The sequence below is a fragment of the Yoonia sp. 67-2 genome (assembly GCF_035117555.1).
GTDB lineage: Bacteria > Pseudomonadota > Alphaproteobacteria > Rhodobacterales > Rhodobacteraceae > Yoonia.
On sequence record NZ_JAYKPK010000002.1, the window covers coordinates 393118 to 414311 of the forward strand.

The 21194-nt window shown below is 58.1% G+C and carries 21 protein-coding genes; 7 read left to right on the forward strand and 14 right to left on the reverse strand.

Annotated elements, in window-relative coordinates:
- Positions 1 to 289 precede the first annotated feature (289 nt).
- From VOY09_RS05185 to VOY09_RS05215, 7 genes are all read right to left on the reverse strand, one after another.
- Positions 290 to 1249 carry a PRC-barrel domain-containing protein gene (locus VOY09_RS05185; protein WP_322893325.1) on the reverse strand — a complete coding sequence of 320 codons (960 nt, stop codon included), beginning with the start codon at positions 1247 to 1249 and terminating at the stop codon, positions 290 to 292.
- A gap of 205 nt (positions 1250 to 1454) precedes the next feature.
- Positions 1455 to 1634 (reverse strand): PLD nuclease N-terminal domain-containing protein, encoded by a 180-nt coding sequence (locus VOY09_RS05190; protein ID WP_322893326.1) that lies wholly within the window; start codon positions 1632 to 1634, stop codon positions 1455 to 1457.
- A gap of 74 nt (positions 1635 to 1708) precedes the next feature.
- A complete protein-coding gene (gene gdhA / locus VOY09_RS05195; protein ID WP_322893327.1) occupies positions 1709 to 3061 on the reverse strand; it encodes an NADP-specific glutamate dehydrogenase in 1353 nt (450 codons plus the stop codon).
- A gap of 116 nt (positions 3062 to 3177) precedes the next feature.
- Positions 3178 to 4554: a ferric reductase-like transmembrane domain-containing protein gene (locus VOY09_RS05200; protein WP_322893328.1), complete on the reverse strand. Its 1377-nt coding sequence runs from the start codon at positions 4552 to 4554 to the stop codon at positions 3178 to 3180.
- Between the two features lie 47 nt (positions 4555 to 4601).
- The gene (locus tag VOY09_RS05205; protein WP_322893329.1) at positions 4602 to 5102 is read right to left on the reverse strand and encodes a DUF2231 domain-containing protein; all 501 of its coding nucleotides are present in this window, start codon (positions 5100 to 5102) and stop codon (positions 4602 to 4604) included.
- A 4-nt stretch (positions 5103 to 5106) separates the two neighbouring features.
- A complete protein-coding gene (locus VOY09_RS05210) occupies positions 5107 to 6855 on the reverse strand; it encodes a sensor histidine kinase (RefSeq protein WP_322893330.1) in 1749 nt (582 codons plus the stop codon).
- Positions 6856 to 6900: 45 nt separating this feature from the next.
- On the reverse strand, positions 6901 to 7074 hold the full coding sequence (locus VOY09_RS05215; RefSeq protein WP_322893331.1) for a NepR family anti-sigma factor: 174 nt from the start codon (positions 7072 to 7074) through the stop codon (positions 6901 to 6903).
- Positions 7075 to 7250: 176 nt separating this feature from the next.
- Here VOY09_RS05215 and VOY09_RS05220 point away from each other — a divergent pair, with 176 nt between their 5' ends.
- The 3 genes from VOY09_RS05220 to VOY09_RS05230 all read left to right on the forward strand — a co-directional run bounded on the left by VOY09_RS05220 (position 7251) and on the right by VOY09_RS05230 (position 8911).
- A complete protein-coding gene (locus tag VOY09_RS05220) occupies positions 7251 to 8069 on the forward strand; it encodes a response regulator (RefSeq protein ID WP_323811266.1) in 819 nt (272 codons plus the stop codon).
- Positions 8070 to 8213: 144 nt separating this feature from the next.
- Complete coding sequence (locus tag VOY09_RS05225) at positions 8214 to 8387, forward strand: DUF1328 domain-containing protein (RefSeq protein ID WP_322893333.1); 174 nt, start codon at positions 8214 to 8216, stop codon at positions 8385 to 8387.
- A gap of 26 nt (positions 8388 to 8413) precedes the next feature.
- A complete protein-coding gene (locus VOY09_RS05230; protein WP_322893334.1) occupies positions 8414 to 8911 on the forward strand; it encodes a DUF2383 domain-containing protein in 498 nt (165 codons plus the stop codon).
- Positions 8912 to 8968: 57 nt separating this feature from the next.
- Here VOY09_RS05230 and VOY09_RS05235 read toward each other — a convergent pair whose 3' ends face one another.
- A complete protein-coding gene (locus VOY09_RS05235) occupies positions 8969 to 10351 on the reverse strand; it encodes a PAS domain S-box protein (RefSeq protein ID WP_322893335.1) in 1383 nt (460 codons plus the stop codon).
- A gap of 80 nt (positions 10352 to 10431) precedes the next feature.
- On the opposite strand from VOY09_RS05235, the gene VOY09_RS05240 reads away from it, so the two are divergent.
- Positions 10432 to 10713: a hypothetical protein gene (locus tag VOY09_RS05240; RefSeq protein WP_322893336.1), complete on the forward strand. Its 282-nt coding sequence runs from the start codon at positions 10432 to 10434 to the stop codon at positions 10711 to 10713.
- Positions 10644 to 11777 carry an AI-2E family transporter gene (locus VOY09_RS05245; RefSeq protein WP_322893337.1) on the forward strand — a complete coding sequence of 378 codons (1134 nt, stop codon included), beginning with the start codon at positions 10644 to 10646 and terminating at the stop codon, positions 11775 to 11777. Before VOY09_RS05240 ends, VOY09_RS05245 begins: the two co-directional genes overlap by 70 nt.
- 224 nt (positions 11778 to 12001) lie before the next feature.
- Here the strand turns inward: VOY09_RS05245 and VOY09_RS05250 are convergent, their stop codons facing one another.
- Positions 12002 to 13294 (reverse strand): DUF2254 domain-containing protein, encoded by a 1293-nt coding sequence (locus VOY09_RS05250; protein WP_322893338.1) that lies wholly within the window; start codon positions 13292 to 13294, stop codon positions 12002 to 12004.
- Positions 13295 to 13625: 331 nt separating this feature from the next.
- Between VOY09_RS05250 and VOY09_RS05255 the strand changes: the two genes are divergently transcribed.
- Both VOY09_RS05255 and VOY09_RS05260 read left to right on the forward strand, forming a co-directional pair.
- On the forward strand, positions 13626 to 14246 hold the full coding sequence (locus tag VOY09_RS05255) for a hypothetical protein (RefSeq protein WP_322893339.1): 621 nt from the start codon (positions 13626 to 13628) through the stop codon (positions 14244 to 14246).
- A gap of 326 nt (positions 14247 to 14572) precedes the next feature.
- The gene (locus VOY09_RS05260) at positions 14573 to 16330 is read left to right on the forward strand and encodes an ABC transporter ATP-binding protein (RefSeq protein ID WP_322893340.1); all 1758 of its coding nucleotides are present in this window, start codon (positions 14573 to 14575) and stop codon (positions 16328 to 16330) included.
- A gap of 190 nt (positions 16331 to 16520) precedes the next feature.
- Here the strand turns inward: VOY09_RS05260 and VOY09_RS05265 are convergent, their stop codons facing one another.
- The 5 genes from VOY09_RS05265 to VOY09_RS05285 form a co-directional block, all read right to left on the reverse strand.
- A complete protein-coding gene (locus VOY09_RS05265) occupies positions 16521 to 17552 on the reverse strand; it encodes a substrate-binding domain-containing protein (RefSeq protein ID WP_322893341.1) in 1032 nt (343 codons plus the stop codon).
- A complete protein-coding gene (locus tag VOY09_RS05270; protein ID WP_322893342.1) occupies positions 17545 to 18138 on the reverse strand; it encodes a dual specificity protein phosphatase in 594 nt (197 codons plus the stop codon). The genes VOY09_RS05265 and VOY09_RS05270 overlap by 8 nt, the downstream gene beginning before the upstream one ends.
- Entirely contained in the window at positions 18135 to 18929 is a 795-nt protein-coding gene (locus tag VOY09_RS05275) for an inositol monophosphatase (RefSeq protein ID WP_322893343.1), read from the reverse strand. Before VOY09_RS05275 ends, VOY09_RS05270 begins: the two co-directional genes overlap by 4 nt.
- A gap of 64 nt (positions 18930 to 18993) precedes the next feature.
- A complete protein-coding gene (locus tag VOY09_RS05280; RefSeq protein ID WP_322893344.1) occupies positions 18994 to 20091 on the reverse strand; it encodes an ABC transporter substrate-binding protein in 1098 nt (365 codons plus the stop codon).
- Positions 20088 to 21194, reverse strand: coding sequence for an ABC transporter ATP-binding protein (locus VOY09_RS05285; protein ID WP_322893345.1), 1107 nt, complete (start codon positions 21192 to 21194; stop codon positions 20088 to 20090). The genes VOY09_RS05280 and VOY09_RS05285 overlap by 4 nt, the downstream gene beginning before the upstream one ends.

A 21194-nucleotide genomic window follows, 5' to 3' on the forward strand; every position in this document is an offset into this window, starting at 1 on the left:
ACATGCGCGCACAAGAAAAAGGCGCAAGACCTGAGGTCAGCGCCCTTCCTGATAACAATCGATGTTCAGAAAATACCGAACAGGAACAAAAGAATAATGATAGGGATCGGAATCCCGATAAGCCAAAGAAGAATGCCACGCATTTTCATTTCCTTTCATGATCAAGCATTTTTATCTGTATCTGAGTAATAAACGCGTGATCACATAAATTGTTCCCGAAAAAGTAACAGTGGGCTGAATTGAAAAAGGCCCGCCTGATGGCGGGCCTTCATTCTGTTCGTTCAAAGAATTAGCCTTCGTGTTCAGGCATTGCTTCCAGCTGTTCCTGTGTCGCGTTCACTTGCACACGCACGTCATCGCTTTCAGCGTTCCACATCACTTCAACTTCGTTGATGTCGAGGGCGACGGTGTAGGACCCGAGGCCCAGGAAGCCACCGACATCCATCACCGCATGGGTGATTTCGCCATCGTCACCCAACACCAGATCATCGACCGTTGCGATGTTGTCACCAGCAGCGTCATAGGCATTGGCGCCCAAAAGCTGTTCTGCAGTCAGTTCTTCAACTGGGATCGCTGCATAGCCTTCCATCGCATCATCACCGGTGGTGTCCATCGCGGTGCCATCGGCTGGTGCCACGGCAGGATCTGCTGGCGTAGCGGCAGTGTCATCCATCGGTGTCATTGCAGCATCGTCCGATGGCTGCACGGTAGCATCGTTGTAGCCAGTCGCAGCAAAACCAGTGGTCAGCTGTGCTTCATCCCATTCCGGCAAGCTTTCCAGCTCTTCACGAGTCATCGTGGCCACAACTGAAAAGTCGCTCAGATCTTCGGCTGCAGTTTCATCAGCGACGAAATAGAGATCATCAAGATCAACCATCACTGTGCGTGCACCAATGCCCAGGAAACCACCGACATCGACCAGCACACCGCGCAGTTCACCGTCTTGTGTCAGGACAACGTCATCGATGTTGCCGACATTTTCCCAAGTGTCGCGACCGGCAGCGAATGTTTCAGAGCTCTCCCAGCGCACGCTTTCGTCAGTCGCGCCTGTTTCGCCCAGCGTCCGTGCTTCTTCGGAGTCGAAGGTATTCAGGCTTTTGCCGGTGAAGTTGGTCACCAGAAACGCAGGTACATTCGCGCCCGTGTCGGCCATTTCAGCATCTGCAGCTGGTGTGGTCGCTTCGGTCTGTGCAAAAGCGCCCATCGATGTCGCAGCAACAAGTGCGGTCGTCAGCATAAGCTTTTTCATCATAATCTCCTATATATCATCAGGCTTTTCAGCCTCTCTGATAGTGAAACGTCGAATTAGGAAATCGGTTCCGGAAAATATACTTGCCGTCGGGTAATTATAAATTAGATCAAAAAACTTCAAATACTCAGAATAGCAAAAGCCCCGACAGATCTGTCGGGGCTTTTGATGCCGGCATGACGAAGTATCTGATCGTTAATAAGTGTCAGGCCTTCTTGGGTCCTGCAAGGAACCAGATGATCAGGCCGACCACCGGGAACACCAGCACGAGCAAGATCCACATCACCTTATAGCCCTGCGTGGCGGTCGAGCCAATTATTGAAACCGCCGCCCAGACGACCAGCGCGAGGTGGATGAGACCGAGTAAACCTGTGTAATCTGCCATTGTACCATTATCCTATCTTTACTGTTACCGAGCCAACGCCCCGACCGCAATTTTGTTCCCGGCAAAGCATGCGGTCAGATTGCACCACCATCAACAACTGCCTGTGCCAGCTTGCGATAGGCGGCGACATTGGCGGCCCGGCGGTAGTCGATCTGGCCAGTTTCATTGCAGCAACTGCTTCGCTCTGCTTTCAGTCTTGCGTGGATATCGCACATGATATCCTGCAATGCGCTATCGACACGTTCGGGCGACCACCGTTGAAACCCGGCGTTTTGTTGCATCTCCAGACCGGATACCGCGACGCCCCCGGCATTCGCGGCCTTGCCGGGCGCTTGTGTGACACCTGCTTTGTCCAGATGCGCCTCGGCCTGTGCGGTCAGGGGCATATTTGCGCCTTCGGCCAGAAAGCGGCAACCGCTGTCGACCAAGGCTTTGGCATCTTCCAGTTCCAACTCGTTCTGGGTGGCGCATGGCAGGGCGATATCGGGTTCCAGTCCCCAAGGGCGGGCGTTTTCAATGAAGGTCACGCCAAGATCCTTTGCTGGGGTCAACGCTTTGTCACCTGCGCTGTTCAGCACCCAATCAAGCGCATCTGCGGTAAATCCATCCGGTGCGTGCCAGGTTCCGGCACGGCCTGACAAAGTGATCACCTTTGCCCCCATCCGGATCGCCTTTTGTGCCGCATGGCTGGACACATTTCCGCGCCCTGACAATGCGATGCGTTGACCGTCCAGCTCTTTGCCTTGCTCGGCCAGCATCGCCGCTGTGAAATAGATCAGGCCATAGCCTGTCGCCTCTGCCCGGATATCGCTGCCACCCAGCGACAAGGGTTTGCCGGTCATGGCACCGCCCCAATGCCGGGCGTATTGCATATAGGCCCGCTGCATCAGCCCGATTTCCACACCGCTGACGCCGATATCACCGGCAGGTACGTCACGATCAGGGCCAATATGCGCTGATAGTTCCGCCATAAAGGCCAGCACGAAACGTTCGATTTCGCCCTGTGACCGGCCCGTGGGATCAAAGTCAGCGCCACCTTTGGCCGCACCCAGGGGCAGGCCGGTCAGCGCATTCTTGAACGCCTGTTCAAAGGCCAGAAATTTCAGCACCGATGGTTTCAGGCCCGGCACCCAGCGCAGCCCGCCTTTGTAGGGGCCAAGCAGGTTTGAATGCTGCACGCGCCAGCCGCGGTTAATCTGCACATCGCCTGAATCATCACGCCAAGTGATGCGGAAACTGATGATCCGGTCCGCCTCACACAGACGCTCCAGCACGCGGGCGGCGGTAAAGGCGCTGCTCGCTTTCTCGATGGTCAGCACGTCACCTGCGACCTCTTTGACGGCTTGAAGGAATTCATCCTCGCCCGCGTGGCGGGGCGTGATCTGGTCCATGAACTGGTCAAGCAGGGTTGTTGCGCGAATATTCATAATCGTCCTTCCAGGAAAACTTGGTCAGGAAAGGATGTAGGCCAAACCCAGCGCGAGCAAAGCCGCAAGTAACGTGAGGGAAACAGCAAGGATCAGGGCAAGTTTCGGGCGCATCATCAGACCAGTTCAAAAATTTCATAATCGATATGGCTGTCGGCGACGCCCATTTCTTTCAGACTGGCGGTCAGCGCTGCGATCATCGGGCCGGGTCCACATAAGAGATGGGGCCAGTCGCGCGTGTGATCAGGCAATTGCCGGGCCAGCGTTTCATCATCGATCTTGCCGGTCTCGCCGTCCCAAAGGTCTGGTGGATCATCCAGCACATGCACCACTGTCAGGTCCAGCTTTGCCTGCATCGCTTCCAGTTCTTCGCGAAAGCTGATCTCTTCCCAAGTCGGATTTCCGTAAAGCAGGATCACCGGGCGTTGGTCGCCGCGTGCGTCCAATGCATGCAGGTTGGCGATGATCGGCGTGATCCCGACACCGCCAGCAATCATGACGATGCCTTCGGCCTCGGCCAGCCGGTCGATGGAAAATGCGCCATAGGGGCCATCAACATAGGCCCGCGCGCCCACCGGCGTCTTGGCCAATGCGCTGCTGTGATCACCCAAAGGTTTGATCGAAAATGCGATATTCGGGCCTTTTTCGGGTGCGGTCGAGATCGTGAAAGGATGTTCAATCAGCGAATAGGGCGATCTTTCCACCTTCAGCCAGGCAAACTGGCCGGGTTTCCAGTGGTGCAGACCGCGCCCTTCCGGGGCAAGTTCAAGCGTATGCACACCGCCGCGCTGTTCGGTATTGGCGACCACGCGCCATGGGTTGCGGGCCTGAAAACCAGGACGCAGGATGTGCGTATAGACCAGTATGCCCATGAACCCGGCGGTCACCCCCAACCACAGCGCTCGTTTACCTTGCGTATCGGTCAGATTGCCGACACCCAGCACATGCGCAATGGCGGCAATCATCCCGACCACGGCCAGCGTCAGATGCAGGGCGCGCCACCATTCATGGCGCAGATGCAGACGTTTGCGAAATTCCGATGTCATGATCAGCGCCAGAAAGCAGATCATGGCAAGGCGGGCCGATGTCAGTTCCCACCGCGCCTCAAGCGGGTTCAACACGCCAAGCGCGGGCTCGTGAAAGACATAAAGAAGTGCAAAATGACCCATCATCAACAAGATCGCCCCCCAACTCAGGTAGCGATGCGCGAGATAGACGATGTCAGCCCCGAAAGGATGGGTGATCCAGCGCAGGCGGCCTGTCATGAAGAATTGCAGCGCCAGTAAAGCCAGCGCGCCAAAGCCCAACCCCATGCTGAAATCCCAGATCGGCCCGCCAGACGGCGGGCGCGCGCCGGTCAATATGACGGCAAAAGGGGCGACGACAGCCGCGACAGCGATCAGAATGATCACCGTCCCATGGGCGATCACGGCCTGCGGTTTGTCATGAGTGGGTTGGTGCGCCTTTGCGATGTCGGCTGAATTGTCGTTCATGGCCACTCAACATCGCAAAGATCGGGATTGTTCCCACGCTGCCTGAATTAGTCAGGCCGCTTGGTGCCGATCTGATAATCGAACACCAGCTTGCCACCGTGCCAGCCTGTCACTGCAGTAAACCCCGCCGCCACGACCGACATCATCAGACCCAGGGGCAGGACAGCAGCCTCGTAATCCCCGATACGCCAGGCCCAGTTCATGCCCAGAAGCGACAACAACATAACCGCCAGGATAAAATGGGTCCAACTGGCTGACCGGTTGCGGATTCCCTGCACCGCCAGCAACTCGACCGTGCCGGTGATGCCCGCGACCACGCCGATCAGGAATGCGCCAAAGGCGGCCCAACCGGCCGCGCGCGCCCAGAATGCATCGCCCGTCCACCAGTACAGCAAATCGGCACCCAGCACCGACATCGTCAACGCAATCGGAAAGGCCACCAACATGGCATGCAGCGGATGCCCCGCAACGGCGATGCGGGATTCGGTGGTATGCAGCGCGCGATGCTCCTCTACCGGGTCAATCAGTTCGTTTTTTGACTTTGTCATGGCGTCACCTCGTGACTGGGGCAGATTGCGGCCCTGATGGGGGAGTGCCGGGATTCATCCCGGCATCATCGACGCGCAGCCGGATCTCCCAGCCCGGTCCCGCCTCATCATCAACTGGGCCAACATCAAGCTGCGCGCCGATCTGCAAGGCAAATGCGGTCATCAATTCGCTCCCCAAACCTTTTTCGGTCTCTTGCACGCCCTGTTGTGCCAAGGAATTACGCACCCGCAATTCAACCGCTCCATCCTTGGCGCTGATGCTTGCAACAATGCGCGGGGATTCATCCCCGTCAGCTACGGTCGCGTATTTGAGCGCGTTGGTCAGTGCCTCTGCAAACAACATCGCGGCGGGGATGATCTTGTCTGCGGGTAAGGCGACGGGTTGAAACTGCGTCTCGATAACCAGCTTGTTGCGATCAGCACCTGCCATGGCCAACGTGTCTTGCAGGATGCTTTGCAGAAACGCTGTTGCATCAATATCCGACACGCGGGTCTCTTCGTAAAGCGCGCGGTGGATCGACGCCAACGCCCGCACCCGTGCCTGCACTCCTTTGAGGATTGCGCGCGCCTCGGGGTCGGTCATGCGGCGCATTTGCAGATTCAGGATAGAGGCAATCAGTTGCAGATTGTTTTTGACCCGGTGATGGACCTCCATCAGCAGCACGGTCTTTTCGCGCAATGCCTCTTCCAGTTCGTCCTCATCACGCCGGATCAGGCGGGCCATCTTGGAAAAGGTCGAGTCGATCTCGCGCAACTCGGTCGGTGCGTCTGAGGGCAGGCGCGCAAAATCACTGCGATCGCCCAAGGCAAAGCGGCGCAGTTGCGCGTTTAGCTGCCGCAGGTGGCGGACGACCATGTAGTGGATCGACAGCATCAGCACCCCGACCGAAGCGATCCACATCGCGACCGGCAAGAGCAGCCGCGTGTAATCAGGGCGCAGCAGAGCCCTGACATTGTCCGGTGACCAACTGCCCAAAGCAAAAAGCTGGCCGGGCATCAGCGTGGCGATGGTGAACACGCGGTCATTCCCGTTCAGGCTGGTCCCGTTAAACAAGCCGTCGCCTTGGGCGATCAGCTGCTGCAATTCCGTCTCGGACGGCAACAAATCAGCGGCAGCGGGATCGTTGGAATAAGTCAGCGTGTTGCCGCGGCTGTTCACCAGATACACGATCTTGGGGTCTGTGCTCGGGTTTGGCCGGGTGGCGATCAGATCCAGCGTGGCGCGCGTTACCGAAATGGTCAGAAGACCCAGTAGTTCGTCGCCGTCAAAGACTGGCCGGTTGACCAAAACGACCGGCAGGCCGGTCACCCGACCGGATTCCTGAAATCTAAAATTGGTTTGTGTCTGGCTCATGCTCAGCGCGAAATTTTCACTGTCGCCCAAATCAGCGCCACTGCCTTCGGACGCGCAGACCAACATGCCATCGACATTTATGAACCCGGCAAAGGCGAAAAAGCTCGATGCGCTGACGTAGTCCGCAAGGAAGGCAGAGCAGGCCTCTGGATCGCCCAACCGATCAACTACACGCGGTGCCAAAGAGGCCGATTCCTGGGAAACACTGGCAAGTAGCGCGCGCTGCCCCGTCGTCGCATCGACGGTCCGGGCGATCAATTGTGATTCATTGGCCTCGGCTTGGGTATTCCAACTGGAATATTCAGAATACAGGGCGAGTGACCCGAGCGGCACAATAGCCAGCGTCAGGATTACCGCAAGCCGCGCGGCCAGTCTATTGCTGAAAATCTGCTTGGGCACGCTGTGCTAACATCCTCTCGGCTGTCGCCCGCGCGACGCCGGTTTTTATCGCGACTTTGCTTCTTTCTGGCGCAAGGCATCAAGCAATTGCGTCAGGCTTTCAGGCAAAGAATCAGAGGCCTGATCGGCGTAAAGCCGCTTGAGGTTCTCATCAATCTGGCGCGCGACCTCACGTGGCACTCTGTTTCTGCGCTGTTCATTTTCACCATTCATCGTCATATCAACCTACTCTCATCGTTCTATCATGCTGTGTCCCATTTGCCTGCGCAACATCAGAGAATACTTTTCCATCAGGGAACTAAACGCAGCGGATCGCGTTAGGTTCCCGATCAGCAAAGATTTTCTTTGACCTTTCGCGGATCACAAACAATGTAACGGTGGAGAAGAAAAACACTATGCAAGCCGTATTGGGAGAAGAGATGTCGATGTCTTTACAGGTCGCAAAAGAGCTGCCGTTTCTGCGCCGCTACGCGCGTGCGTTGACCGGGTCACAGCAAACCGGCGACCGCTATGCCGCCGCCACACTTGAGGCTATTTTGGAAGATCGTGCGCTGCTTGATACGGGCATTTCGCCCAAACTTGCTTTGTTCAAAGCGTTCCATTCGGTGTGGCAGACCACCGGCGCACCTGTCGCCGCCGATGCCGTCGACGGGATCGAGGCGCGTGCACAAAAATTGCTTGCTGGCCTGACGCCCAACACACGCGAAACACTTTTGCTGCGTGCCTTGGAAGAGTTTTCATATGACGATATCGCGCAGATCATCATGGTCAGCGAAGATGAAGCACGTGAATTGCTGGCGATTGCCTATCGCGAAATGTCCAAATCCGTGCAGGGCCGCATCCAGATCATCGAAGACGAGCCACTGATCGCTCTGGACATCAAAAGCATCGTCACCGAAATGGGCCACGACGTGACGGGTATCGCCCGTACCCATACCGAAGCGGTGGCACTGGGTGCCCGCGAACGCCCCGATCTGATCCTGGCCGATATTCATCTGGCCGATAATTCGTCGGGCGTGGATGCCGTGGTCGAACTGCTGCGCGAATATCCTGACACCCCGGTGATTTTCATCACCGCCTATCCGGAGCGGCTGTTGACGGGTGAAAAACCGGAACCGGCGTTCCTGATCCCCAAGCCCTTTGACGAAGAACAGGTCCGCTCTGCCGTGTCGCAGGCTATGTTCTTTGCATCCACTCAGACGCTAAACGCCTGATAGCAAAGATATTTTGTAGTGCTTGAAAACCCGCGCCCTGCGCGGGTTTTTCTTTGCCCTCGCCGCTGTCCCGGAACCTTTGCCGCCCTTGGTGGTTTCTAAACCAATAGTTGCTTTGCAACGCTCAAATTGAAAGGAAATATCATGCTTGGATGGGCTTTAACATTTCTGATCGTGGCGCTGATTGCAGCGGCACTTGGCTTTTCTGGCATTGCCGGTGCCGCATCGTCGATTGCGCAGATTCTGTTCATTGTTTTCTTGGTCCTGTTCGTCGTGGCGATGGTCGCCCGTGCGGTCCGTGGCCAGCCACCGGTCTGACAGGCCGCTATTGAAGGAGCATTGCGATGCATCCCACTGAGTTCAAAAACCTCCAACCGCAAGCCGCTGATGACAGCGCCCTGCGTCCTGCAGGTCCACAGCCGGAGCCGCATGACGAACGGCTTGACCTGATCGCGAAGGTTTATACCAGCGTGCTCGACACGATCAGCGGTTTTGACAAGCTGGTCGAAAAAGCAGAGCCGTCGTTCAAACCCGCCGCGCAGGAATTCCTGACGATGCACAGCCGTCATGAAGGTGTGCTGGCCGCCTACTTGGCGCAGGCCGGGCGTGTGCCGGATGATGACGGGTCGTTCTTCGGCACAATCAACCGTGCCGTGATCGAGGCCCGGTCGTGGTTTGAAGATGTCGACCGCGATGTCATGGACCGGGTCGCGGAAGGCGAAGAGCAAGTTCTTGAAACCTACGCCGAGGCCCGCGATGTCGGCCAGACGATCGAAGCGAATGCAATGCTGACCGATCAGATGGCAGAAATTACAGCCTTGCTGCGCAAGAACGGCGTCTAAAATAGATAACGTGGCCGGGCCTTTGATAGGCCCGGCCACGTTACTATGGGGCCGCCGCTATTCTTTTTGCGGCTCATGCGCCAGCATCGCTTCAACCGGGCATTGTAACGTCCAGACTACGCCCGATGGCAGATAGCTGATTTGCGTAGTGGCACCCAGCGCCATGGTCAGCATGTCTTCCAGCACCACAGTACCGAAACCTTTGCTAATAGGTGGGACAACGTCTGGCCCGCCGCTTTCTTGCCATGTGAGGGAAAACATGCCGTTCTCGATTTGCCAGGATATATCGATCTGTCCGGTCGTATTGGACAAGGCACCATATTTCCCGGCATTCGTCGCCAGTTCATAAATCGCCATTCCAAGGCTTTGCGCGACTTCGGATGAAATGCGCATCGCGGGGCCAGACACACGCAGACGGATACCGCTGAGCTGAGCGAAATAGGTCAGTTGGGTTTGCACCAAAGCGGCCAATTCGGGACTGTCGTCAGAAGAATTGACCAGCAGATCCTGACCATTCGCCAAAGCCCGCAACCGTGCGCCGAAATCACGCACGAACTGGTCAACATCATTGGGTCGCATCTGGCGCAGAATGGATTGTACCACTGCCAGCATATTCTTGGACCTGTGATTGACCTCGCGCATCACAAAGGCAAGCTGTCCCTCGCTGCGTTTGCGGTCGGAAATATCAAGGCCGGATGGCACCAGCAGTTCGACATTGCCGTCGTCGTCAAATACCGGCGACAGCATGAAATCAAGCGGCATCAAAGTGCCATCTTCGATCCGTACTGCCGTATCATAGCGCTGCTGCTGGCCTGTGGCCGCCAAAGCGATGGCAGACTGAAGTTCTGCCATGATGGCAGGATCATAGGACCACCAGAAGCAATCCCAGAATTTCTTGCCCACCACATCCGCACGGCTCAGCCCGGCTACCGCCAAAGCTGGTTTATTGGCTTCGATCAGCGTGCCATCAGGTTGCATCACGCCGATCAGCGCGACGGTATTGTCAAGGATCTGACGCAGTCGGGCTTCGCTCGCGCGGAGTTTCCTTTCGGCAATCACCCGTTCGGTGATGTCGATAAAGATACCTGTCGTCCCGGCATAATTCCCCTCGGCATCGTAAAGGGCGGCAAGCGATCCGCTGACATGAAATGCGGTATTGTCGGCGCGGCAAAAGGCGAGTTCGGTCGCGATATGGGGTGTGCCTGCCGCAAGCGCCGCCATCGCAGCATCGTAGCTTTCGGCGCTGGCAGGTGCGACGATATCAGCCAAAAGCTGGGCTGTGCCCCAGTCGCCATCCGTGCCGCGCAGGTCTTGCCAGCGCGGGTTGGTAAAGCTGATCGCACCGGATGCGTCGACCTCAACAATCGCCGCAGGTGACAGGTTCACAAGCCGGCGAAGACGCGCGAATTGATCGCCCGCCTGTTGCGCATCGGTCGCCATCATCGGTCCCGTGGCCGAGGGCTTATCAGCGTTATCACGCAACTTCGATGAACCCTCGTAAACAGATCTGATGTTCACTTATGATTGTTTCAGCCGCAGGGAAGTTCAACTGCTATTATTATCTGACGCTGGGTGAAGTTGCTGGATTCCGGCCATTTTTTGGACTGACGCTCAATGACTGGCAGGTTCTTGCTGATGCTGCGCCGTCGCGACCGTTTTTTTGCGGGAAGCGGGAACTTTTTGCCCTGCGCAAGGTTAAGGAAGTCGTCCCTCGATTTGACTGGAAAATAATTTGTCTGACCTCCCGCCCGTTGAAAGCGCGCCTCGGCGCGCCGAACCTTTTGCCTCTGCGAATGTACTGATCGCGCCGGCGTTGACGGGCATTCTGATTATTCTCAGCTTGGGTGCCATCCATTACGCCAAACAGTTTCTGGTACCCGTGGTGCTGGCGGTCTTGTTGTTTTTTGTCTTCATGCCGTTGCAGCGCCGCATGCAACGCTTTGGGATCAATAGTCATCTCGCCGCTTTTGCACTTGTCTCTAGCCTGCTGATCGGGATCGGCGCGATCTTTTTCCTGCTCAGCGGACCGGTTGTCGAAGTAGCGCAGAACCTGCCTGATATCATGAGCGACATCGCCCTGCGCCTAGAAGCCGCGCGCGACGTGATGGTTGCCGCTGGTGATAGTTTCCGAAGCAGCGCGACCACCGAAATGCCCGACTTGCGCAGTGCCGCTGGGGCGGACAGTGAAAGCGACGGCGAAATGATGGAAAGCGATATGTTGCTGAGCACTGCCGGCAGTGTGCTGCTTTATCTGTCAGAGGCGCCTGCCGTTGTTGCGCAATTGTTCTTTGCCATCATCTTGTTGTTTTTTCTGCTGTCGTCCAGTGACGTCATTTATCTCAAGACAATCCAGAGCTTTGATGGCTTCAGCGACAAACGCACGGCGCTGGCCGCGCTGCGTGAGGTCGAACAAAAGCTGGGTGGCTATCTTGGCACAGTGACCTTGATCAATGCGGGCCTTGGCGTCTGTGTCGGGCTGACAATGTGGTGGTTGGGGATGCCGGTGCCATTGCTGTTTGCGGTGCTGGCCTTCGTGCTGAATTTCATCCCCTTCATCGGGGCTGTGATGGGTGTGGCCCTGTCCGCCGCTGTCGCGTTGCTGTGGTTCGACACGTTGTTCGACGTCGCTTTGGTCGCTGGGGCCTTTCTGCTGCTGACCGCGATTGAAGGCCAGCTGGTCACACCCGCGATGCTGGCGCGCCGCTTGCAGATGAATACCGCGCTGGTGGTGCTGTGTATCGCATTCTGGGCATGGATGTGGTCATTCATGGGGATGGTCATCGCCGTGCCGATGCTGGTCGCGGTCCGTGTCATGGCAGAACAGATCCCAAGCTGGCGCAAATTCGCGAACCTTTTATCTGCTTAGTGGTTAATTTCTCCGGAACAATCTTTAGTAGAACGCCCTGGGGAGGTAATCCAATTCCCTGCGGTCGGTCTCAGCGTGGCACAAACCTACCCCGTTTCACAAGAGATGTGCAAACCCAACACCCGATGCTATTTTGCAGCGGGTGTGGGCCATTTGTAGCTTGAAGCGACGGCATTTTGTCATCGTCTATTCGCATCTGGCCGACTAACCCGCGCCGCCCGTTGTCAGACCACGGCGGGCGGTTCGTCGCCGGTGACCGCCGCTGAGACTTTGCGGGCGATGGCGCGGATTTCATCCTTTTCCGATTGCAGCGTCAGATGCGCCTCTGCCCGTTCCAACGCCTCGCGCGACTGGTGAAGCGCTGCGCGCGCAAACACATCACGGCGAGATCGGGCCAGATCATAAAGCACCGATTGCAGCACATGCTGCACTTCGACAAAAGCCGCCCCGTCGCGGGCGATCGGGCGGATCAGGTCGCGCAGAAAATCATCGGCCTGCAAGCCGGGCACCCAGATACGATCATGCACGACCTGTGGCGTGGCACTGTCTTCCCAGCACAATAGCACCCGCAGGGCGCGGCGTAAGACGTCAATCGCCGTGCCGGGGTCGTTGACCGCCGGCGACAGCGCCCGCGCTGCCGTTTCGGACAGCATGATCATGCCGAATTGCGGATCCTGCTGAATGGTCCGTTCCGGCCCGATGGTGAAACAAAGCATCAGCTTGCGCAGCGCCGCGTGATCAGGGTCAGACGCCTTGACGCGGACATAGGCAAGCGGATGGCTGGCTGAGGCGAATTGCCCCGGAACGCGATCAACGTAGATATCGATATCCAGCGCTGCGGCGTATTTTTGCAATTCTCCGACATCGATATTCTGGACAAACCCCACCCGTTCCGCATGCAAAGAGATCATACCGCTGCGATCAACTTTTGATAGGTCGAGCGGGTGGCAATCCAGAAATGGATGATCCAACCGCTGCTTTAGCGCGTCTTCGGCAGAATTTTCGATCCGCGTCAGCGTATCCGGGATCCGGCCAAAGCTGCGCAGCAGATTGACCCATCGGATAAAGGCGACATAGATCAGGAAGATTACGCCAATCGTGACCGCCAGCAGGATGATCCGCCCACCCTGTTCGTAAATTCCGATCTGCAGGGCGATGATGCCGACCAGCGAAAAGCTGAACGCGCCGAGGAACGTCGCCAGCGCATTCTGCGATACGCCGTCTTCCAATAGCAGCGCTGTGGCACGCGGTGTCGCCCCATTGGCCGCGCTGGAAATCGCACTGGCCATAATGCCGAGCGAAAACGTGGCCACCGTCAGCATCGACGTGGCGATGATGTCGAGTACCGTTTCAACAGCATCCGCGCCCAGATCGGCTTCCAGCGATTCCGGGATGAAGCCGCGAAACAAAACAGCAGCCAATGCCGTTGCGACTGCGAGCAGCGAATAAACTGTGACCTTGATCCAGATTTCCGACAGCAACCGCTGCAAACGAAAGAAAAACGCGGATTTAGGCATGGATTTTCCCCAGTCACGGCACAAAAAAGATGCCGTTGCCGTTATCGGTTCAAGCACGCGGCGATGCAATGGATTGCGCAGCGTTCGGGCATGGACGCTGCTTCATTGGAAGATGCCACGCCCTGCGACAGCCTATGGATTTCCCTATACTGGCCCGTCAGTTGAGTGCGGCCCATATCGTTAACCATTTAATTTAATTGTATTTTTGCCGCAAATCAGAATGTCGCAAACACCTGAGAACCCTCAGCTTTTGCTACCATATGGTAGTTCTCCTGCACGGCAGGACACGGCAATCAAAAAGCGGATACTAGAAAAAATTGAAGGGTTGGACATGAATAAGCGGATCTCAAAATTGGTTGTTTCTGCCGGTGCGACAGCATTGCTGGCCGCATGTGGCGGAGGCGGGTCTGGCAGCGGTCCCGATGTGCCACCTCCGACCCCCGCCCCCGATCTCCCGCCGCCGAGCTTTGTTGAGCTTGAGGACCAGACTTTGGCGATGGCCGCGATTTATGACCTTCAAAGCATCAACGATCCTCTGACTTTGCCGGTCAGCGGATCAACTGTCTATGCGGGGGGTATGCATCTGCAAACCCAAAACGACAGTTTCAGCATTGCTGGGCAGATGCAGTTGAATGTCGACTTCAGCACTGACAGCCTGTCAGGTAACGTCCGCAATCTGGTCGATTCTCAAGAAACAAGATATCAAGGCATTCTCACGATCGGGGCCGGCCAGATTGACCGCACGACAATTCCGGCCAACAACGAGCCGACTTTCTCTGCGCCGCTGACGGGCGATGTTTCCTCTGATGTCGTCGCGATCAATGTCGATGGGACGATGCAGGGGTATTTCATGGGGCCCGACCACGAAGCGGCCTATGGGTTCGTCACCGGCACGATTTCGGCACCGAATGATACCGCGCCTCTGGTCGGTGGTTTCATCGGAACGCGGTGACCTGTGTTTAGAGAGAGATCGCGCCGTTAAAAGCATTCTTAATCGACCTGGGCATCTGCGGCGGGTCGATCATGACGCAACATTCGCGTAAGTTGTGCTTGACTGAACCAAAGTTCAACGCTACCCCGACATTGATGACACACCTTGTTAGGAGGATGCATATGACTATCGCTTATCGCTTCCTCCCGGGACGCAACCGATCTGATGCGTCCTTCACCTGACACGCTGAGGCGGTTTTCGCCAGTTCGTCAGGTCAGTTTGTCCCCGCTGTGGACCTCCCCCTAAGTTTCTTCGCAAGGCATAGCTGAACAGGCTGTGAGTTATCCATGTCATTAATATCCACCAACGGCGCCTTCGCGCGTGTTTTCTCATTCACTTTTGGGTTGTGGCTGCGCAGGCGCGGCACGGTCCTGACAATCCTGTTGCTGGTTTTGATCTCGACGGCAGCCGACATCGCGGTGCCGGTTGTCACGGGCCGGCTTGTCGATGCTGTCGCCGGTGGGCAAACGCCTTGGGCCGCCTTTGCAGCTCTGCTCGTTGCCGGAGTTGTGTCGATTGCCGCCAAGATCCTGAGCTACTTTTCTATCATCGCACTGACCATTCCCACCATGCGCACCGCCGAGGCGGAAGCCTTTGCCCATGTGCAACGCCTGCCTGCAGATTGGCATGCGAATGCCTTTGCCGGGTCCACCGTGCGCAAGATCACGCGGGGTGCCTGGGCCTTGGATGACATGGGCGATGTGCTGTTTCTGGCGCTGCTGCCTTCTGGCCTGATCCTGCTCGGCACGATCGGCACGCTGACCGCCTTCCGCTGGGAGGTGGGGCTTGTCGCCGGTCTTGGGGCTGTTGTCTTTCTGGGGCTGTCTCTGACCCTGACCTTGTTCTGGGTGGCACCTGCGGCAAGGCTGGCGAATGCGCAGGACAGTCGTGTGTCGGGTGCCTTGGCTGATGCGATCACCTCGAACTCTGTTGTCCGCGCCCATGCCGGCGAAGCGCGCGAAGACGCGCGGCTCGACCTGGTCCTTTCCAAATGGGCGCATCGCACCCGGCGCACATGGCGGCGGGGTACATGGTCTGGTCTATCTCAGGATGTCACAATCTGGGGGCTGCGGGCGGCTGTGCTTGGTGGGGCGCTGCTGGCCTATACTCGCGGGCTGGCCAATGCGGGCGAGATTGCTTTCGTCGTCTCTGCGCTCGGCATGTTGGACGGCTATCTGCGCCAGATGGGCAACCATGTGCGCAGCCTGCAGCAGGCTGTGAACGATGCCGAAGAACTGGTCGAACTCATGGCAGCCAAGGCAGAGCAATCGGTCGCAAAAGGCCCGGAAGCAGCCTTGCCACCGCGCGCGGCAGCTTTGGCCTTCGATCAAGTCCACTATGGCTATGCGGGCGCGGCGACACCGCTGTTTACCGATCTGCATGTCGCCATCCCGTCGGGTCAGAAAGTCGGTCTGGTCGGTCGCTCCGGGTCAGGCAAGACAACCTTCGTCAAGCTGATCCAGCGAATTCATGAGATCAACGGCGGCACGATCACCCTTGGCGGTGTCGACCTGCAGCGCGTGCCTTTGCAAAACCTGCGCGAACATATTGCGCTGGTTCCGCAGGACCCGGTGCTGTTCCATCGGTCGCTTGCCGATAATATTGCCTATGCGCGTCCGGGTGCCACGATGGATGAAATCCTGGAGGCCGCCCGGCGTGCTGGTGCCGCTGATTTCATCGGCCGGTTGCCCAAGGGGTTCGGCACCATCGTGGGTGAGCGAGGGGTGAAACTCTCGGGCGGTGAACGCCAGCGGGTCGCCATCGCCCGGGCGTTTCTGTCCGAAGCCCCCGTGCTGATCATGGATGAAGCGACATCATCGCTGGACTCAGAGGCTGAGGCAAAGGTCGCAGAAGCCGCAGAACGTCTCATGGAAGGCCGCACGACCTTGGTGATCGCGCACCGCTTGGCAACCGTGGAAAGGATGGACCGCATCTTGGTCTTTGATGGCGGCAGGATCGTCGAAGACGGCTCACCAGCTGAGCTTCTGGCGCGCAAGCATGGCTTGTACACTGCGCTGCGGGCCCGCCAGATGCTGGCAAGTTAACGTTGCAGCCAGCCTGTGTCAGAAGCAGGCTGGCTTGTCGCGCTGATTGATATGTCGTTTCGGAAACCTTGTATCTGATGCGCAAGTCTGAAGTGAATCTGCCCCAACGTCCCGAGGACTCTTTGCTCTGGTCTCTGGTAAGCGCGGGGCGATTCAGGCTTCCGTTCCGATCTGACGAAAGGCTAAATCTCTAGGCTTGGAAATCAGCCATGCGTTTGACGCTGTCGCGCCAGACGGGGATCGCTTCCAGAAAAATGGTCACTCCAGCCTTCGGAGGTTGGCTATTGATGATGTCGCAAACATGCGCCGCGATATCGCCGAGCGGCTGGCGGAATGTGGTCATCTGATAGCTGCCCCAGCCGGCCTGTTCGATGTCGTCAAACCCCAGCACGGAAATATCATCGGGTATCCTGAGGCCGAAAGCCTGCCGTGCGGCATCCATGAAGCCGCAGGCAATATGATCGGTCACACAAAACACACCGTCAGGCCGGTCCGGGCTGGACAAGGCGATGTGCGCAGCATCGACCCCGGTCTGATACCCGGTTGGCCCGGCACGGATCATTGTGACATCCAGACCCTGTTCGCGTCCGATATCGCGAAAGCCGTTTTCGCGGGCGATCAGGCTGGGCGTGCCCGCATCCGATCCGATCACAGCGACGCTGCGGCACCCGGCTTCGGCGAGCATCGCGACAGCCTGTTGGCTCGCCCTGGCGTAATCGATGGTGACATGGACCGGACCGGGTTGCGTCGTGTCCTTGCCTTTGCGGTTGATCAGGATCACCTGCTGGCCGGTCGCGATGCAGGCCTGCACCAGTGGCTCTGGCGGGCTGCCTGACATCACAACGATCGTTCCGGCGCGGTATTCCATCGCGCGAGTCAGCGCAGTTTCCACGGTGTCGGTCGGACCAGATGTGGTGATGATCATCACCGATCTGCCGGTGCTCTGGATCTGCGTCGACAGCGCCGACAGAAGCGCGGCATAGAACGGCGTTTCAAAGCTGGAGCTGATGAGACAAACTGGACGGGACGCCACCTTGGACAGGCCGCGCGCCAACAGGTTGACGTGATAACCCAAGGCCTCTGCCGCCTCCAGCACCTTGGCACGGGTTTTGGGTGAAACGCTAGCACCGTCGGTAAAGGTGCGTGACACGGCCGAGCGGGACACGCCCGCCAATTGCGCCACATCGGTCGCGGTGGCAAAGCTGTTGCGCGCGTCAGACATTTTCAAGCTGCCTGATACGGATCGCTGCGCGCCTTGCGGCTTCGGCCAGCACGGGTTTGGGGGCTTCGTGCCATTCTTCGGGCGGCAGGCCGCGTTTGGTGCGGGTATGGGCGATGGCCGCGTCGAGCGTCGGGAAAGTGTCCGGCATTTCCAGATGCAGGAACAAGGCGACCACTGTGACCGACCGGCTGCGCCCGCCCCGGCAATTGACCATGACATTGCCGCGCGCCTGATTGGGATAGCTGAGCTTTTCCGGCATCACTTGATCCAGTGCCGCGCGCAGAATGTAATAGGCCCCGATCAACTGATCCGGCGGATTGCCCGCGCCGTCGATCAGCCCGATTTTGTAATAGCGGTGCTTTGCATTGCCACAGGTCAGATGGCCTATCGGGGTGATCGCGGACGGCACCAGATTGACGTCCAAATTAACCGCGCAGTTCAGGATCGTCGTGACCTGATGCTGGTCCAGCAGCCCAGGATCGCCCAAGGCGCGTGTGTCGCCGATCATCAGATCGACGCCCCATTTTGGTAGATGGGCAATGTTGCTTAATGGCGCGCGGCCTGCGGGAAAGCTGACAGGTTTCATGCGGCTTTTGCCTTTTCACAGGCCAGATGCAGCGCCATATGCGGATTGCCGGCATAGACCAGCCCTGCGGTCTGCAGATCGCGCCCGGCAGGGTCAGGGCAAGTAATGCCACCAGCCTCGCGCACCAGCAACAATCCGGCGAGCGAATCCCAGGCATTCATCACCAGTTCGATATAGCCATCCAACCGCCCATCCGCGACCATGGCCAGCGCCAAAGCACCTGATCCCGACCGGCGCACATTGCTGCCCTGATCCAGCAGAAAGGTCAGCACGGCCATGTAATCGGTGCGTTCTGCCCGCATCGACCAGCCCAGTTCAATCGCGGCCTGATCGGGTGTTGCGATCCCCGAGACAGACATCTTTGTGCCATTGCGCTTGGCCCCTTGGCCCGCTTGCGCCCGATACAGATCGTCAGTCATTGGCACATAGATCGCGCCAAGCTGCGTCTTTCCGTCCCGTATATAGGCGATGGAGACACAGAAATGCGCGATTCCCCGCGCGAAATTATCAGTACCGTCAATCGGGTCCACGACCCATATTCCGGCGGTCCCGGCGCTGTCAGACATGCCAGTTTCTTCGCCAAGAAAATCGTCCTGCGGGAAGGCGGCGCTGATCGCGTCCCGCAAAAACGCCTCCACCTTGCGGTCAGAGGCGGTGACAAGGTCTTGCGGACCTTTCAGTTCAAATTGTCCCGGAATGTGGTTCAGGAATTCACTGCGGGCAATATCTCCCGCCGCTTTGATGGTCTGGGTCAGAAAGGCCGCGCGCGTCGTCAGGTCAGAAATGGGCATTATGTAGGTGATCTTTCCAAATTGGGATGGGCGCGCAGGCCTTGACCCGCGCGCGCCAGAGGTTTCAGCGACGATAGGCCATCGTCCAAAGGTCTTGCCAGTCCTGACGCGTGTCCCAATCCTGCACGGCCGTCGCGGCGACATAGCCGAACAACTGATCACGCACGGCGTCCACACCCGATGGTTCATCCGCTGGCACCGGCACAGTGGTGTTGGTGGACAATTTACCGTCAATGGATTGTGGCGCAATGCCTTCCTCGGTCATCATGTAATGCAGGAACAGCTTGGCCGCATTCGGGCTTTGCGTGCCTGCCGCGATCAGGGCAATCCCGGGATAGCCCCAGCCGACATGCGGCGCCATCGTATCACACAGGCCAAGGTTCATCCCTTCCGCGTTGTCGCGGAATTTGGCGGTGCTGACCAAGCCCATGAAGGCATCGGTCTGATCCGGCGCGCCAATCGCATCGGCGGCAGCAGAATCGCTATCGGTCAGCAAGGGCGCATTGGCGGCAAGCGCCTGCACCCATTGCGCTGTGGCGCTTTGCGATGATGTGTCGAGGGCGGTGCCGAAATGCGCCTCATAGGCTGCAGCCACGGCGTCATCGGCATGGGTTTCCATCTGGTTGAACCAATCCGTGTAGGACGGTTTGCCCAACGGGTCCTGCATCGCCACGCGGCGCTGCCAGTCTTCTTCGGTCAAGGCCCAGATATTGTCGACGGGGCAGGTGTCGAACAAAGCGGTGTTATAGGTCCAGACATTGGGCGACATGACCATGGTCAGCGGGTCCTGATATTCCGCAGGGATCACATCGCGCAGGGTTTCTGGCGCCCAGCTTGTGGCGTAGCCGGTTTCGATCAACTGCACCATGACGGAAGGGGCATCGGCGATGATCGCGACATCGGTCTGCACATTGCCGGCCTGCGCTTCACGGATCATGACTTCCAGCGTCTGGACGGCATCCGCCTTGCGACCCGTGGCTTGAACGTCATATTTTTCGGCAAAGGCTTCGACCTGACCGACGATCTTGCCGGTGGAATCAAACACGGTGATCGGGGCTTCTTCGCGGGCTGCGGCGATCAGATCGTCAAGGCTGTCAGCCATGACAGGCATCCCGATGACGGTACTGCACAGCAGCAATGGGGTGAGAAGAGACGGTTTCATAGCAAATCTTTCTGAGTTTGGCGCATCGCAATGCGTGGGGGAAAGGTGCTGCCTTGCAGCGCAGGCTGGGGCAGGCGGGTGCCATGGACATCGAAGAGATGAATATCCTGTGGCGCAATTGCACAGCCGACCGTCTGGCCGATGTGCAAATTCGGGCGTGTCTGGGTGGACAACAGCAAGCGATCCGCATCCAGCGCAAGATCGATCAGCCAGCTGCCCCCTGTTGGCATGATCGACAGGACACGGGCTGGCAGACCGGATTGGGTGAGCGTCACCGCCTCTGGCCGGATGCCGACAATGGCGGCATGACGGGCATCCTGTCCGGCGAGGCGTTGTCCCAGCGGGCTGGCCGCGTCGATCATATTGATCGGCGGATTGCCGATGAAACGCGCGACAAAGCTGTTGACGGGCCTCGCATAGATATCATCGGGCGTGCCGGTTTGCTGCAACGCCCCGTCTTTCATCACGGCGATTGTGCTGGCAAGCGTCATCGCCTCCCATTGGTCATGGGTGACGAAAACGATGGTGGTGCCGAATTCCTGATGGATGCGGCGCAATTCGCTGCGCATTTCCAGCCGCAGGGTGGCATCCAGATTGGACAGGGGTTCGTCCAGTAAAAGGACCTCGGGATTGACCGCCAGCATCCGGGCAAGCGCCACGCGCTGCTGTTGCCCGCCTGAAAGTTGCGAGGGATAGCGGTCGGCATATTGCGCGATGCCCAAAGTATCCATCACGCGGGCGACGCGGGTTGCGATCTCTGCCTTCGGTATCCGCTGCACTTGCAGGCCAAAGGCGACATTTCCCGCGACATTCATATGCGGCCAAAGCGCGTAGCTTTGAAACACCAGCCCCAGCCTGCGCCGTTCCGGCGGAATGAACACCCCGGCCTTGGGGCTGTCCACAACGCGGTCGCCGACATGCAGGGCCCCTGTGGTCAGATGCTCCAACCCCGCCAGCAGCCGCAGGATCGTGGTCTTGCCGCAGCCTGATGGCCCCAGCAGGCACATAAAATCGCCTGCTGCCACATGGAGCGAGACATCGCGCACCGCCGCAGGCCCCGGCCCATAGGATTTTGAGATGTGATCGAGTGTTATCCTGGGCAT